A 15,593-nucleotide genomic window follows, 5' to 3' on the forward strand; every position below is an offset into this window, starting at 1 on the left:
AGTTTGACGATTCATCGCAATCCAAAGTTATCATACTTGAATTAATGATTTCTATCTCGCACAAGGGGACACGTGTATGCTAACCATCATCAACTCTTTTTTCATCAACCTTTGTATTCTGTTCACCCTGTTCACCATCTCGTTCTTGCCGTTTCGTAACCGGCCTCGAATTACGCCGCAGTCACCGTTAAAGTTGCGTATCCTGCTCGGTATCCAGAGCGGTCTCATCGCCTTGATTTTGCTCGCGAACGCGCTTCATCTCGAAAAAATATTGATCGACCTTCGTGCCATCCCGATTATGCTCGCCGTTTTGTTCGGCGGTTGGGTGAGCGGTGTCGTCGCCGGTATATTGTTTCTCATCGGTCGTTTTTTCATGATAACGGATGGCGAATACGTCGGATTTTACTTAGCTATCGCGACGATGGTCGCACTCGTCTTGCCGACGAGTCTGTTGAGGCTCAAGCTCGACAACACCCGTAACACGCTCCTTGTCTTTACGACGATCAGCGCCGCCGCGTTCGGGTCGGCGCTCTACTATGCCCTCCCGCTCGAGCTGTTCTATCCCATTTTATTCGTCTATATCGTTATGATCTACGCCGGGGCTTGTGCCGCTTATCGCTTGCTCCAAGAGCTGAGACGTCACTTTGAGAACGTTCAACATCAGCAGCAACTGGCCCGTACCGACGCTTTGACCGGCATCGCCAACCGCCGTCTGTTGAATGAGGCGATGGCCAACTTGACTGTCGAGTCGGAAACGTACGCCCTCATCCTCGTCGATATCGATCACTTCAAACGCGTCAACGATACGTACGGTCATGATGTCGGGGACGACGTACTACGCGAGCTCGGCATGTTGCTCGTCACCGAAAGTGACGACCGACATCTCGTCGGTCGCTTCGGTGGTGAAGAATTTCTGATCATCATGCCGAACGCCAAAAAGGACGAAGTGACCCGTCTCGCCGAATCTATACGAGGAAAAGTCTCGACGTTCCCATTCGAGACGAGTGCAGGCACGCTTCACATCACGGTCTCGCTCGGGGCCTGCCATTCGAACGATATCGAAGTCGATAGCGTTTTGAAGCATGCCGACGAAGCGTTATACCACGCAAAAGAATCTGGACGAAACCGTTTCATTTTGGCTTGATGAAGCCGATAACGCTCTCAAAACTTTACTGACTTTGACAGTTTTCCCGCTTTACTTTCAATTAGCGAATCGGTACACTAGGCTAGACTTTGATTAGACTAACTATCATTAATCATAGATTTGACTAGAAAAAGGGGAAACACATTTCATGACAGTATTGTTATCGCTATTCGGATTGATGTTCGTGGGATCGTTCGTCCTCGACTATCAACGTGGCAAGACGTTCCGACAGTCGCTCTTTGGGGGAGTCGACACAATCAAACAGAACCTACTCATCTTTTTACGCACGTCCCTTTCGATGATGATTTTCATCGGGCCGCTCTTGCTTATGTCCATGTTTGCCTTCTCAAAACTTGTGACGTTCGAGACGGTAGCCGCCTTTATGATCGCCGTGCTTAGCATCGGCTTCGCCGAGCGCATCACCGGGATGATCGTCGCTCCGCTCGTTCGAACGTTTTGGCATCAACGCGGCAAACTGATGCCGCTCTATCTCGATGCTGGACTCTACGTCTTTTTGCTATCGATTCTCATCTTGGAGTTTCTTATGAACATCCCGGGCGTCGAACTGAACGCACCGGCAGTCGCTGTATTTTACGCGTTCGCCTTGTTCTACATCCGTTATTTGTTCAGCTTGATCCGCTTTACACTCAGTAAAGGCGTCCCGTCAAACTGACTCGACTCGTGTGCCCTCGACCGCAGACATCCCGTCTGCGGTTTATTTTTATTTTTCTAATTGACAATGAGAATCGTTATCACTTATACTCAAGTTGTAGCTGCCACAGCTGGACGTAACCGTTCCCCAAACTTGTTACGGCCCGTGGATTCCCCTCCACGACACTCTTTTTGAAAGCATTGCGACAACCCCCATTTGTTGCACCCAGATTTGCCATATAAAAACGAGCGGCTCTCCGACGGAGCCGCTCGTTTTTTTCGTTCAGGCGAACACATCTTGTTCGATTTGTTTCAACTCATAAAACATGCCGCGGGCGCGCATCAAGTCGTCGTATGACCCTGACTCGATGATGCGACCTGCTTCCATGACGATGATTTGGTCGAAGCGTTCGAGCCCGGTCAGACGATGGCTGACCATGACGAGTGTCGCCTCGTCCGCCTTCCGGAAAATTTCAGCGAACACATCGGATTCGGTGCGCGCGTCTAACGCCGACGTCGCTTCATCTAAAATCCAGAGCAACCCGTTCTTCAACAACGCCCGGGCGATGGCGAGCCGTTGCCGTTCCCCTCCTGACAAGTTCGCCCCTTTCTCGAGCATTGGCTCATCGAGTGCGAAACCGAGGCGGACGCTTCGCAGCGCCAGCTCCATCTCGTCATCGGAGAAGTCTCCGGCAAGGGCCAAGTTGTCTCGGACGGTACCGAAAAAGAAGTGGTTCTCTTGCATGACGACACTCGCTTGAGACCAGACCGATGTTTGTGTGACCTCATTCAAGAGCTGACCGTCGATTCGTACTTCGCCTGTCTCTGGCCTTACAAACGCGAGCAACAGTTGCAGGAGCGTCGACTTGCCAGACCCGCTCGGGCCGACGATCACGGTCTTCGATCCGCGCGGTAACGTCACATCAACTGTGTCTAGGACGGCACGGAACGTATCCGGATAGCGGTAACTTACACGTTCAAACGAAATGTCAGGCGCCGTCTGAAGCGCTATGTCGTCACGTGCCGCTTCTGCCGCCACGAGGTGATCACTTGGTTCGACGACCTCAAGTAAGCGGTTTGCCGCTTGTTTACTATCGGCGTAGTGACCTGGGAAGACCGCCATCGGTGTCACGTTCTCAAACGCGGTCAATGACATCATGACGAGCATGGCCAAGAACAGGCCGTCCAGTTCGCCATCGACGACAAGGTAGGCACCGATCGCGAGCACGCCCCACGACACGAGCAGTGACGCGGCGACGACGAGCGACGAATTGAAGAACTGGTTCGTCACGTCTTGGCGCTGTGCGGCGGCGTAACGATCGCTTCGAGCGAGCAAGTCGTCACGGGTCTTGCCGAGCTGGTCGTGCAGCAATAAATCGCGGTACCCGTACATCATCTCAGTCACCCCGCTCGACAAATCGCCGCGCAAGGCCCGAATTTCCTGGTCATGCTTCGCTCGGATGCCGGCAAACAAGATCGGAATCAAAAAGCCGGTCACGAACACCCCGAACACGAGCCAAAGGCTGACCGTCATCGAGAAGAACGTGACGAAGAAGATTGTGCTCAAGAAGACGAGCACTAAGATGATTGGCGGATAAAACACCCGCAAAAAGTAGTTTTGAAGGCTTTCGACGTCTCCGACGACACGGGCGAGCAAGTCCCCGCTCCGGTATTTGGCGAAGATGTTCGGCACGAGCGGTTCGAGCTGGCGATAAAACCGGACGCGCAGTTCGCTTAAAATCGTGAACGTCGCCCGGTGTGACGCCAAGCGTTCGCGGTAGCGGCTCCCCGCCCGAATGACGCCGAACAGCTTGATCAGGACGACCGGCACCATGAGCGCATAGAGGGGCGGCACGAGGCCGGCACGCGACACGAGATATCCACTCGCCGCGAACAAGGCGACAGCCGCGAGGCCTGCCGTATAACCGAAGAAGATCGAGAGGATAATATCCTTTTTCTCTTTCATCATCCATTTTGTGATCGTCCAAAGTGAGTTCATCCTCTCACCCCTTTCTGTAACGTGAACAAGTCGGCGTAGGCCGGGACAGCGAGCAACTGCTCATGTGTGCCGTTCGCGACGAGGTTCCCCTCGTCCATGAACCAAATCGCGTCCGCTTGCTTGATCGTATGGAGACGGTGCGCGACCGTGACAAGCGTCGCGTCACGCGACAACTCCTCGATCGAGCGCCGAACGATTCTTTCGGTCACCAAATCGAGACCGGTCGTCGGTTCATCGAACAAGATGATACCTGGACGCTTCAAGAAGGCACGGGCCAGGGCGAGGCGTTGCCGCTCACCACCGGACAATCCGTAACCGCCTTCTCCGAGCTCGGTATTCAACCCGTCCGGCAAATTGGCGATGACCTCGACGAGGCCTGCGGCTTCAGCCGCCCGCATGATGTCAGTCTCGTCCGCCGTCTCACCGAGGGCGATATTAGCGGCGAGACTGCCGGCGAACAAATACGGGTTTTGCGAAATATACCCGATTGTCCCGTACCAAGACGTATCGGTGAACGATTCGAGCGGCTCCCCGTCGACGAGGACGCGGCCGCTATCCGGTTTCACAAGACCGGACAGCACGTTCAACACGGTCGTCTTGCCTGATCCGCTCGCGCCGACCAAGGCGACGTGTGACCGTGCCGGGATTACCCCGCTCAGCGGGTGGAGCGTGAAGCGACCCCCTTCATATTGGAACGAGACCGCATCGAGCACGAGTTCGGGCGTCCGGTTTGTTAGCGGTCTGTCTCCCCATTCGATACGATCGTCCGGGGCGTCGAGCGCCTCGAAGATGCGATCGGCTGCACCCATGCTGCCACGCCCCGTATGGAAGGCGCTGCCGAGGTCTTTGATCGCTAAATAGTATTCCGGGGCCAAGACAAGAATCAAGAAGCCGGCGAAAAACGTCAAGTTTTGCCAAACGACCATCTGGAGCGCCACTTCTAAAGCGACGACGCCGGTGCTGAGCATCGAGATGAACTCGAGCATGAGCCCTGACAAGAAAGCGGTCTTTAAGACGACCATCGTCGCATCCCGGAAGTCGAGACTGCTCTTCTCGATCGCTTGCGCTTCTTGCTCGGCACGTCCGTATAGCTTGAGTGTCGTCAATCCTTGAAGGACGTCTAAAAATTTCCCCGAGAACTGGTTCATTTTCTCCATCTGCTCTTCAGACTTCTTCTGGGTCGCGATACCGATGATGATGAAAAAGATTGGAATGAACGGCGCGGTCACCATCATGATGACACCTGAGATCCAGTGCTGACTGAAGACGACGACGAGAATGAGCAGCGGGATGATCGACGTCTGGATGACTTGGGGCCAGTACTGGCTAAAGTAAGCATCGACCTCATCGACCGCATCCATATAGACACTGACTTTCTTCCCGGACTGTCCGGATAGAGACGTCTCGATTGGATTCGATGTGTAGCGGTCGAGCAGTTGACGTCGAAGCGTCCGCTTCGCCCGCTCCGACAAGTTGGCACCGATACGTCCCGAGACATACCCGAACAAGGCACGTGCGAGCAACGCGATCACGAGCCAACCTAGAGACGGGATGACACTTTGGAACGATTCGTTTTTTAAAAATACTCGGTCGACGACGTCGACGATCAAATAAGCCTGAGCCAAGATGGACAACCCAATCATCACCGCGGCGATGACGAGCCCGACGATATGTCCTTTCTCGGCCAAAGCGAGAGCTTGCAGTCGTTTCACTGCGTTCATCCTTTCTAAACGTGCATGACAATTTTTCTTTGTGATGATTCTCACTAATTATAACTGATGTAAGGGTCCATAGCGAACGCTTCGCTTATCGAGACGTGCAAAAAAACGCCACGAATGCAGCGTGGCGTCAGTGTGTCGCTTGTTCGAAATACTCAGGGTGTAACGTCACGAGTTGGTGAGCGTCGAACTGGAGGATGTCTTCTTTTCGCAGCCGCGACAAGATGTGGGACACGGTCTCGCGCGATGTCCCCGACAGTCTCGAGATTTCAACTGTCGTGAACGGACAACGTACGCGCACACCGTCGGCTTCTTTTTCTCCGAGGTCTTCAATCAAGTAATGGATTGTATTGATCACCCGGTCGCTCGCACTCGGCGTGATGATTTCCTGAACACGGCGTTCATGAAGGTCAAGGATTCGATTCATCTGACCGACGATGTGCAAGAGCATCGTCGCATTCCTTGAGACGAGCGCTTCAAAGCGATCCGTCGGCATATAAATGACTTCAATATCGGTCAGCGCTTCCGCAGAATGTTGGTAATATGTTTCCGACAACAGTCCCCTGTACGGAAACAGCTGCTTCGGCTTCAAGTAGTCGGTGTATTGATGGGTCGCCGTTTCATTGCACCGCTCGAATTTCACATACCCGTTGATTAAAAAGTAGACGCGCTCACGCGGGTCGCCTTCCATGAATAAAAGCTGCCCTTTTCGGTACGTCCGACAGTATACGTGCGGTAGCAAGCTCTCTAGCTCGCGGCTCGTGCATTTATTGAAGATATCGAGTTGTCTTAAATCGTCGACTGTCCATTGCTGTCTCATGATCAATCCCTCGCTTCCCGAACTGTTCATCTTTCTTTTAGTATACGAGACTCAACTTGTGAAAACGCTTTCAAATTCCGACAGTTTTCTGACAAGACAAAAGAGGGGTTGCCCCCTCTCCTCAGTCGAGCATCAATTCCATGATCGCATCTTGCAAATCGCGTTCGAGTTCGAGCGCATGCAGATCAAACAGCCACGCTTCGAGTCTCGTCTTCGACGCCGCCATCCGGTAGAGGCGGTCTTTCAAATCGTAAGATATCTCGGCGCGGTCAATGAAGCGATATAAGCGCTCCAGTCGATGACCGTTGTTTGTCACCTCGACAGGGAGCGGCACCGTCACTTCCTCATCAATTTTACCGAGTTCGAGTCGTAACGTCTGCGTCTCCGGTTTATACTCGCCCGAACCGGTCACCCCGCGTATGAGTAATGTGACAGTCCGGTCTGACGGTAAGACGGACGTGTCGCCCGTGACATGAACGTGCAGGCTACGCTCGTCCCAGTCGAGGGTGAACGTCGTCTCGGCGTAAGCCCCGGTCTCATAAGCCCGGTCGGTCCCGTTATCCTCATACAGCGTGAACGTGTTCGATGCCCCTGGGAAGACGACGACTTCGAGATCGGTCGGGTTGTCGGTGTCGTTGCGTCCAGAGCGATGAGCGGCCAGCGGGACGATCGCTCCAGCTTTCGCGAATACGGCCTGTTCGTCAAGCGCACGGAAAACTCGGATCGACTTATCACCTTCGTAGCGATGACCCGTAAAGAAGTCGAACCAATCGCCTGTAGGCAACCAGACGTTCGTCGCCGCGACGTGAAGCCGCTTGTTCATCGGCTCGACGATCGGCGATACGACGAGTTCACTGCCGAAGTAGTATTCATTCGGCACGCTATACGCCCCTTCTTCGTCGGGATGGTCGTAATACATCGGGAGGATGAGCGGGAGCGCATCCTGATGATTACGCCGGTTCATCGTGTACAAATACGGGATGAGTTGGTGGCGGATTCGTAAAAACGACTTCATCGACCGTTCGGACTCGAGACCGAAGCGCCACGGCTCTTTGCCGTTAAAGATACTGAACGTCGAATGCAAGCGCATGATTGGGCTGAACACCCCGAACGCGACCCAGCGCGCGGCGAGCTCATCGTCTTTCGACCCTCGGTAATGCCCGCCGATGTCGTGGCTCCACCAACCGTAACCGATATTCGACGCCGTCGCCGTGAAGTAAGGCTGAAACGCAAGCGATGCCCAAGAGATGAGCGTATCTCCCGAGAAACCGACAGGGTAACGATGGCTGCCCGGTCCGGCATAACGCGAGAAGATCAGCGGACGATTTCCGTCCCGGGAAATATCGGCCGCATGATAATGGTTCAACATCCACATCGGGTCGAGCCCTTCCATTTTCGATGTCGACCCTTGCTGCCAGTCGATCCACCAAAAATCGACGCCGTCTGCCTCGTGCGGATGATGCATCTGTTCAAAATACGCTTGGATGAAACGTTTATCAGAGAAATCGAACGGGATGCGATCCCCATTCGATGGGTCGAGCCCCATCGCTTCGGCCATCGCCACGTATTGGTCCTCGAACGCCCGGACCCCGTCGGCTGGGTGCAAGTTCAGCGTGACGAGCAGGTTCTCTTCTTTCAACCACGTCAAGAAGCCTTTTGGGTCCGGGAACAGATTCTTGTTCCATGAGTAGCCGGTCCAGCCGCTCCCGTACTCTTCAGGGACGTCGGTGACGTGCCAGTCCATATCGATGACGCTGACCGAGAACGGGATGTCTTCCTCTTTAAACCGACGCATGAGGCCTTTGTACTCGGTCTCGTCATAGCGCCAGTAGCGGCTCCACCAGTTACCGAGTGCTTTTCGCGGCAACATCGGTGTCGGACCTGTCAGCTTATAAAAATCGTGAAGCGCTTGCTTGTATTCGTGCCCGTAGCCGAAATAGTACAAATCATGGATGCCTTTTCGTCTCGGCTCAACGAAGCGGTCATCTGTCATGAGAAATGAGTCCGAATCATCGATGACGGCGTAACCTTGCTTGGAGACGATCCCCTCCCCGAGCTCGGTCGCCCCATCGACATGATCGAGCGTTCGGGCCGTCCCTTTCAGCGTCCGTTCCGGGCCGTTGAACGTGTAGCGGCTATAGTACGTACTAAAGTTCCCTTTCACGTCGACGTAGAGCGTGTTCGGCGCGAACGGTCCTTTCGTATAATACAGATGAACGTGATCGGTGATGATTTGCAGTTCACTCTCGTCCTCGATGATCCGGAAGTCAGGGACGTTAAAGTCCCGGTTCCAAACGACTTGGGTCGGTCGGTCTTCGAACACACCGTCCTCGGCGTACTCCATCCGGATCAACTGGCTCGTCAATACCGTGAAGCGATAGCAGCTCCCTTGGACGACGGCACGTTCATCTGCAAGTGGCTTCATTTGCTGTGTGTATACGTTCTCCTGTTCAAATAGACGCATAAGTTCGAGCGTTACCGCTCTTCGTCACATCCTTCCCCCATATTAGTGCAACCGTTTACACAGATGATGATAGCAATGTCAGGTTTGACATACAACAACCCTTCCCCTTGTTCGCGGTTCAAAAACGGCCGGTCCGCGTTATGCACAAAAAAACCGTAGACGAGATGTCTACGGCGTTGATCATTGTTGGAGCGTCGCGGCGAGCCGGACTCTCGTCCCGACGTCTCCTCGGACAGCAGCGTGCGCCTGCTCGAGCGACGTGATGACGGATACGCGGCCCGTTCCCGACTCGGCAAACTGCAAGGCGGCCCGAACTTTCGGTAACATGCTGCCCGGTGCGAACTGACCTTCGGCGATATACGTCTCGAGTTGCTCGTTTGTCGTTTCGGTTAGCGCGGCTTCCTCGGTCGTCCCGAAATTGACGTAGACGTGCTCGACGGCCGTCAAGATGAGCAACATGTCCGCTTCGACGAGTTCCGCGAGCTTCGCGGCGGCAAAGTCTTTATCGATGACCGCCTCGACCCCGACGTATCCGTCTGGCGTGTCGATGACGGGAATCCCGCCGCCGCCGGACGCGACGACGATGTGGCCGTTGTCGACGAGATCACGGATGACCGTATGCTCACAAATCGCTGTCGGGTACGGACTTGGTACGACGCGGCGATAACCGCGGCCCGCATCTTCTTTGAATACATGACCTGTCGACCGTTCGAGCGCCGACGCTTCCGCTTCTGAATAGAAGGGACCGATCGGCTTCGTCGGGTGACTGAAGGCACTGTCGTTCGGATCGACGACACACCGCGTCACGATTGGGGCGACGGAACGTTCGAGGCCGCGCGACCGAAGCGCCTTCGTGAGGGCGTTCTCGAACCAATACCCGATCATCCCTTGCGTCATCGCTCCACAGACGTCGAGCGGCATCGCCGGCGTCGCCGCACTGTCCGCGGCCGCCTGTTGCAAAATCAAGTTTCCGACTTGCGGACCGTTCCCGTGCGTGATGATGACGTCGACGCCTTCTTCGATGAGGGCGACCAACGACTGAGCCGTTGCCTCGACGGCCCGAATTTGAGCGCCCGCCGTCGCATCTTTTCCTTGTTGAATCGCATTCCCGCCTAAGGCGATGACCACTCGTTTGTTACGCATGCTCGATTCCCCCGATCATATGACTGAGATGTTGCCTGATACAATCCGTACGACTGCCAAGATCGCGAGTCCGGTCAAGATACCAGCCACGATCCATTCGGTTTTCGTCAACGTCTTAATTCCATTCTCACGCTGCGCTTTAATATAGAGCAGCGTCCCTGGTGCATACAGAAGTGTCGTGAGCAGCAAATAATCGATCCCGGCCGCATAGATCAACCAGATCCCGTAAATCGAGGCGACCGCACCGATAATAAGGTCACGCGTCCGACGTTCCCCGGCATCATAGCCAATCCCGTTTTTGGCGACTTTGACTTGGTAGAACGCCGAGAACGCATACGGGATCAAGATGGCACTCGAAGCGAGTGAGAACGCAAAGTTATAAGCAGCGTCTGAGAACAGGAAGGTGAAGAGGAACAACTGAATCAACCCGTTTGTGAGCCAGAGTGCATTGGCCGGTGCGTTATTTTTATTCTCTTTCGTGAACCATTTCGGGAAGACACCGTCTTTACCGGCGACAAATGGAATTTCCGCCGCAAGCAACGTCCATCCAAGCCAAGCACCGAGTACCGAGATGACGAGGCCCCCGTTGATCAGCATCGCGCCCCACGGTCCGACAGCCGATTCGAGCAAGTACGCCATCGCCGGTTGCGAAGCGTTCGCCACGCTCTCAGGGTTCAGCAATCCGAGTGACATGATCGAGATGAGCAAGTAAATAACGAGCGTGCCGAGTAAGCCGATGACGGTCGCTTTCCCGACGTCCGAGCGCTTACGGGCCCGGCCCGACAAGACGACCGCCCCTTCGACACCGATGAATACCCAAAGCGTGACGAGCATCGTCGACACGACTTGGTCTCTCACACTGCCCCACGAGAAGCCGCCTTGGCCCCAAAAGTCGAACGTGAAGTTATCGATATTGAAGAAGAACAAGGTGATGGTGATAAAGGCAAAAATCGGAACGAGTTTCGCAATCGTCGTGATGATGTTGATCATCGATGCTTCGTGGATACCTCGTAAAATCAACGAGTGTACGAGCCAGAGCATGATGGAGGCGCCGATAATCGAGGCGATGTTTTGACCACCTTCAAAAATCGGGAAAAAGTAACCGACCGAGCTGAACAATAGTGTGGCGTAGGCGACGTTACCGAGCCAAGCGGATAACCAATAGCCCCACGCCGAGTTGAAGCCGACGAACTGGCCAAAGCCGGCGCGAGCGTAACTGTATACCCCGCCGTCTAGGTCAGGGCGACGCATCGTCAAGTTCTGAAAACTGAGACCGAGCGTGATAATCCCGATACCGGTGATGACCCACCCGATCAAAATGGCTCCGGCGTTCGCGCCTTGGGCCAAATCGGCCGCCAAGTTGAAGGCGCCCCCTCCAATCATCGAACCGACGACGAGGGCTGTCAGTGCACCAAGACCTAACCGTTGATCTTTTTTGCCAGGACTTGCACCAGCCGAACCACTTGAGTCATGATCTAATTTAGTAGACATATAACTCATCCCTTCCGTTTAGTACGAATGAGGAGGACATGCCTCCTCGTTCGTCAGCGTTCGAGCCATTCAAACGTATCGGTGAGTGTCGCCGCCATGACGGCTTTGATCGTGTGCATCCGATTTTCCGCCTGATCGAACACGTATGAATGGCGGCTGCGGAACACCTCGTCGGTCACTTCCATCTCTTTCAGTCCATATTGTTCATGAATCGCTCGCCCGACCTCGGTCTCTAAATCGTGGAACGCCGGCAGGCAATGCAGAAACATGACATCTTTATTTCCGGTCTTCTCGACCATGTCCATATTCACTTGGTACGGATGAAGAAGCTTGATCCGTTCTTCGAACTCGGCTTCTTCGCCCATCGATACCCACACATCGGTATAGATGACGTCCGCATCAGCGACAGCTTCGTCGATACTCTCCGTCAAGGTGATGCGTGCCCCTGTTTCAGCCGCGACCGAACGCGCGTAATCGACGACCTCGTCAGACGGCCAGAGCGATTTCGGTGCACAGATTCGCATGTCCATACCGACTTTCGCACCACCGATCAACAGCGTATTGCCCATATTGTTGCGTCCATCTCCAACGTAGACGAAACGAATGCCTTCCAAATCACCTTTTTGTTCTTTGACGGTCAAGAAGTCGGCCAAAATTTGCGTCGGATGATACAAGTCCGTCAAACCGTTCCAAACTGGGACCCCGCCATCCCGTGCAAGACCTTCCACCGTTTCGTGAGCGAAGCCACGGAATTGGATGCCGTCGAACATGCGTCCAAGCACGATCGCCGTATCACGGACCGATTCTTTTTTCCCGAACTGAATATCCGATTTCCCGAGGTATTCAGGATGCATACCGAGGTCAATTGCCGCAACGGTGAACGCACAGCGCGTCCGTGTCGACGGTTTTTCAAACAAGAGCGCCACGTTCTTGCCTTCACAAATCCGGTGGGGAATCCCTTGTTTCTTTTGACGTTTGAACGCTGCTGATAAGTCGATCAAGTAGTTCAGTTCGTCCCGCGAAAACTCGTTAAGCGATAAGAAATGACGACCTTTCAAATCAAAGTTGAACGTTGTGGACATGTGTTTCTCCTCCTCGTTAAATATCTTCACGGATAATCGGACAACTCATACAACGTGGGCCTCCACGGCCTCGTGATAACTCACTCGACATGATTTCGATGACTTCGACCCCTTCTGAACGGAGCAGCTCGTTCGAAACGTAGTTCCGGTCATACGTAACGACTACACCCGGGGCGATTGCGAGCGTGTTCGACCCATCGTTCCATTGTTCGCGCGCCGCAGCGATTGGGTCGCCACCACCACATGGGATCAACACGATTTCCTCTAGACCGAGAGCCGATTTCAACACTTTCAACAAATCATTGTGTTGCGTGATGTGTAGCTCACCTTCTGCGTTCAACGTCAGTTCGAAGATGTTCATCTTACCGCCCGGTCCTTGGATGAACGGATGGATCGTGAACTTATCGTGATCGACCATCGTGAAGACGGTATCAAGGTGCATGAACGCACGCGACTTCGGAATCTCGATGGCGATGACTTTCTTGAACGTGCCTCCGTTCGCGAGCAAGTTGAGGGCGACACGCTCGATTCCTTGGGCGGTCGTCCGTTCCGATATCCCGATGGCGACGACTTCTTTTGATAGGACGAGTTCGTCCCCGCCTTCCATCGCGAACCGGTAATCACGATCCGACCAGATCGGGATGTCGTGCTTCGCAAAGCGCGGATGATATCTCATAATATATTGTGTGAACAGTGATTCGCGGCGACGCGCCGGTTCTTTCATGCGATTGATCGACAAGCCGTTCCCAATCGCCGCGGCCGGGTCGCGCGTAAAGTACAGGTTCGGCATCGGGTCGAGAAAGAACGGATACGTGTCCTCGATCATCTCGTGCAGATGACGGCGCTTTTCGCGCTTGATCTCGGTTTTACGGATGCCGGCCATGACCGTCTCGATCAACTGTTCGTTATCATAAGCGAGTAAATACTCTTTGAGCGTTTCGTATGATCCGTTAATATTTGATTTTGATTCCGAAAGAATGTCGGCGACGAATCGTTCACGTACGCCAGGCAGCGATAACGTCTCTGCCATCAAGTTTTCTAAATAGAGCACCTCGACGCCCCGGTTTTGCAGCACGCTCGCAAAGTAGTCGTGCTCTTTTTGAATGACCGGCAAATGTGGAATGTCGTCGAATAAGAGTCGTTCCAAATACTCCGGCGTCAAATTCTCAAGTTCGCGTCCTGGACGCTTCAATAGTACAGTCTTTAGTTCACCAATTTCTGAATACACGTGAATCGGATGTTTCAGCGTCGTATCCCGTGCGGTCAATTGATCCGTCATCGATATCATCTCGCTTCCTCCTAGTGATTCGGGTGTGTTTCTACCCTTACATTATCAACTTACCCGATTCCGAGGCGGGTAATTCCGACGTTCTGATTGTGGTCGATTCCACAAAAAAATGGATACAATATGAGTCAAACTGAATGAACAAACGATTGTGAATCGATGAACAAAGAGAGGGCGACGGTTATGATGTATACACGATGTATGAACTGTGAATAAAATCCATTATTTTTTCTTTTCAAATTAAGGTACGATAACGACAGGATACGAAAAATGACTTTAGAAAAGGAAGTGAGTCGATGGCCATCGAACGTACAGAACGCGCACGTCATGAAGCCCAAGTGACAGCGCTCATCCAAAAAGGGGATCCGGTCGATTTCCGCGACGTGTTTTTAACACTTCACCCGGGTGAACAGGCTGATCTCTTCATCGAACTTAACCAACCCGATCGAGCGTTTGTATACAGCGCTTTATCACCTGAAGAGTACACCGATTTATTTGAAAAATTAGAGCTCGATGAACAACAGCAGTTCATCCAAGAAATGCCACGTCCGTATGCGGTCAGCGTCTTGAACGATATGTTCTCGGATAATGCCGCCGACCTCATGACCGAACTTCCGGACGATTTCATGAACGAACTATTCGAACAGATGGACGAGACCGAGGCGACCGAGGTCAAAGACTTGATGCGCTATCCGGACGATACGGCCGGCGCCATCATGACGACCGAGTTCATCGTGCTACAGGCCGACAAAACGATCGGGGCGACACTCGAAGAGTTGCGTGACCTCGGTCCTGAAGCTGAAACGATTTACTATTTATATGTAATCGATGTAGACCGACGTCTCGTCGGCGTTGTGTCGCTCCGTGATTTGATCGTCTCCCCACTCGACCATCTCATCGCTGACATCATGGGGCGGCGGGTCGTTTCGGCCCACGTCATGGCCGATCAAGAAGACTTGGCCCGAACCGTCCAAAAGTATGACTTGCTCGCGCTCCCGGTCATCGATAGCGATGATCACCTGCTCGGCATCATCACCGTCGACGACGTCATGGACGTCATCGAACGCGAGACGACCGAAGACTTTGAAGAGCTGTCCGCGACGAAAGGCTCATCTGACATCAACATGGGCCCGGTCGAGGCAGCGAAAAAACGTGCCCCTTGGATTATCAGCCTCATGTTCCTCGGGATGATCACCGCATCGACGATCGGCGGATTTGAAGATACGCTCGAGACGATCGTTTTGCTCGCCGTCTTCATGCCACTCGTCATGGGATCGGCCGGAAACGCCGCCACCCAGTCGCTCGTCGTCGCCGTACGTTCGATTGCGCTCGGCACGATCAATCGGAAAAATGTCGCCAAGATGATTCGGCGGGAGTTCGGAACCGGTGTCCTGCTTGGACTCGCCTGTATGGTCGTTATTTTCGGGGTCATCACGGTCCTGTACGATAGCGCCTTGATCGGCATGATCGTCGGCTTGTCGATTTTCGCCTCACTGAGCGTTGCCACGATTGTCGGTACACTCGTCCCGCTCTTGATCAACCGCCTGAAACTCGATCCAGCCGTGGCCTCGGGTCCATTCATCACGACGGTCGTGGACAATCTCGGGTTGATCATCTACTTCACTGTCGCCACTTCATTGCTTCGCTTTTTCTGACACCTGACGTTTCAGGTGTCTTTTTTCGTGTGAGCTTTGTTACGGTTTGTTTACAAAAGCGATGATGGGAAATAATTCTCATGCCAGGCGGGTAATTACGAAAAGTACTTATAGATAAGAAGTAATACAAGGAGGGATAAA

At 53.6% G+C, this 15,593-nt stretch carries 11 protein-coding genes; 3 read left to right on the plus strand and 8 right to left on the minus strand.

The window, feature by feature from the left end; all coding sequences use genetic code 11:
* Nucleotides 1-76: 76 nt before the first annotated feature.
* Both EVJ24_RS02770 and EVJ24_RS02775 read left to right on the plus strand, forming a co-directional pair.
* Nucleotides 77-1,144, plus strand: a complete 1,068-nt coding sequence (locus EVJ24_RS02770) for a diguanylate cyclase (protein ID WP_131439380.1) — start codon at nt 77-79, stop codon at nt 1,142-1,144.
* A 148-nt stretch (nt 1,145-1,292) separates the two neighbouring features.
* Nucleotides 1,293-1,817, plus strand: a complete 525-nt coding sequence (locus EVJ24_RS02775; protein WP_131439382.1) for a hypothetical protein — start codon at nt 1,293-1,295, stop codon at nt 1,815-1,817.
* Between the two features lie 261 nt (nt 1,818-2,078).
* Here EVJ24_RS02775 and cydC read toward each other — a convergent pair whose 3' ends face one another.
* The 8 genes from cydC to arcA form a co-directional block, all read right to left on the minus strand.
* Nucleotides 2,079-3,794, minus strand: a complete 1,716-nt coding sequence (gene cydC, locus EVJ24_RS02780) for a thiol reductant ABC exporter subunit CydC (RefSeq protein WP_131439385.1) — start codon at nt 3,792-3,794, stop codon at nt 2,079-2,081.
* A complete protein-coding gene (gene cydD / locus EVJ24_RS02785; RefSeq protein ID WP_131439387.1) occupies nt 3,791-5,515 on the minus strand; it encodes a thiol reductant ABC exporter subunit CydD in 1,725 nt (574 codons plus the stop codon). The genes cydC and cydD overlap by 4 nt, the downstream gene beginning before the upstream one ends.
* A gap of 127 nt (nt 5,516-5,642) precedes the next feature.
* Nucleotides 5,643-6,332, minus strand: coding sequence for a Crp/Fnr family transcriptional regulator (locus tag EVJ24_RS02790; RefSeq protein ID WP_131439389.1), 690 nt, complete (start codon nt 6,330-6,332; stop codon nt 5,643-5,645).
* A 121-nt stretch (nt 6,333-6,453) separates the two neighbouring features.
* Nucleotides 6,454-8,796, minus strand: a complete 2,343-nt coding sequence (locus tag EVJ24_RS02795; protein WP_131439391.1) for a glycoside hydrolase family 31 protein — start codon at nt 8,794-8,796, stop codon at nt 6,454-6,456.
* Between the two features lie 180 nt (nt 8,797-8,976).
* Complete coding sequence (arcC, locus tag EVJ24_RS02800) at nt 8,977-9,939, minus strand: carbamate kinase (RefSeq protein WP_131439393.1); 963 nt, start codon at nt 9,937-9,939, stop codon at nt 8,977-8,979.
* 15 nt (nt 9,940-9,954) lie between these two features.
* Nucleotides 9,955-11,430, minus strand: a complete 1,476-nt coding sequence (gene arcD / locus EVJ24_RS02805; protein ID WP_131439395.1) for an arginine-ornithine antiporter — start codon at nt 11,428-11,430, stop codon at nt 9,955-9,957.
* A 53-nt stretch (nt 11,431-11,483) separates the two neighbouring features.
* Nucleotides 11,484-12,512 (minus strand): ornithine carbamoyltransferase, encoded by a 1,029-nt coding sequence (gene argF, locus EVJ24_RS02810; protein WP_131439397.1) that lies wholly within the window; start codon nt 12,510-12,512, stop codon nt 11,484-11,486.
* A 16-nt stretch (nt 12,513-12,528) separates the two neighbouring features.
* Nucleotides 12,529-13,758, minus strand: a complete 1,230-nt coding sequence (arcA, locus tag EVJ24_RS02815; RefSeq protein WP_131439644.1) for an arginine deiminase — start codon at nt 13,756-13,758, stop codon at nt 12,529-12,531.
* 335 nt (nt 13,759-14,093) lie between these two features.
* Here arcA and mgtE point away from each other — a divergent pair, with 335 nt between their 5' ends.
* The gene (gene mgtE, locus EVJ24_RS02820; RefSeq protein WP_131439399.1) at nt 14,094-15,452 is read left to right on the plus strand and encodes a magnesium transporter; all 1,359 of its coding nucleotides are present in this window, start codon (nt 14,094-14,096) and stop codon (nt 15,450-15,452) included.
* Nucleotides 15,453-15,593: the final 141 nt, after the last annotated feature.

This window comes from Exiguobacterium sp. SH1S21 (genome assembly GCF_004337175.1).
GTDB classification, from domain to species: domain Bacteria; phylum Bacillota; class Bacilli; order Exiguobacteriales; family Exiguobacteriaceae; genus Exiguobacterium; species Exiguobacterium aurantiacum_A.

Excerpts from the sequence above, each read along its gene's own strand:
- EVJ24_RS02770 (WP_131439380.1), top strand. The coding sequence starts at position 77 with ATGCTAACCATCATCAACTCTTTTTTCATCAACCTTTGTATTCTGTTC.
- EVJ24_RS02775 (WP_131439382.1), top strand. The coding sequence starts at position 1,293 with ATGACAGTATTGTTATCGCTATTCGGATTGATGTTCGTGGGATCGTTC.
- cydC (WP_131439385.1), bottom strand. The coding sequence starts at position 3,794 with ATGAACTCACTTTGGACGATCACAAAATGGATGATGAAAGAGAAAAAG.
- cydD (WP_131439387.1), bottom strand. The coding sequence starts at position 5,515 with ATGAACGCAGTGAAACGACTGCAAGCTCTCGCTTTGGCCGAGAAAGGA.
- EVJ24_RS02790 (WP_131439389.1), bottom strand. The coding sequence starts at position 6,332 with ATGAGACAGCAATGGACAGTCGACGATTTAAGACAACTCGATATCTTC.
- EVJ24_RS02795 (WP_131439391.1), bottom strand. The coding sequence starts at position 8,796 with ATGCGTCTATTTGAACAGGAGAACGTATACACACAGCAAATGAAGCCA.
- arcC (WP_131439393.1), bottom strand. The coding sequence starts at position 9,939 with ATGCGTAACAAACGAGTGGTCATCGCCTTAGGCGGGAATGCGATTCAA.
- arcD (WP_131439395.1), bottom strand. The coding sequence starts at position 11,430 with ATGTCTACTAAATTAGATCATGACTCAAGTGGTTCGGCTGGTGCAAGT.
- argF (WP_131439397.1), bottom strand. The coding sequence starts at position 12,512 with ATGTCCACAACGTTCAACTTTGATTTGAAAGGTCGTCATTTCTTATCG.
- mgtE (WP_131439399.1), top strand. The coding sequence starts at position 14,094 with ATGGCCATCGAACGTACAGAACGCGCACGTCATGAAGCCCAAGTGACA.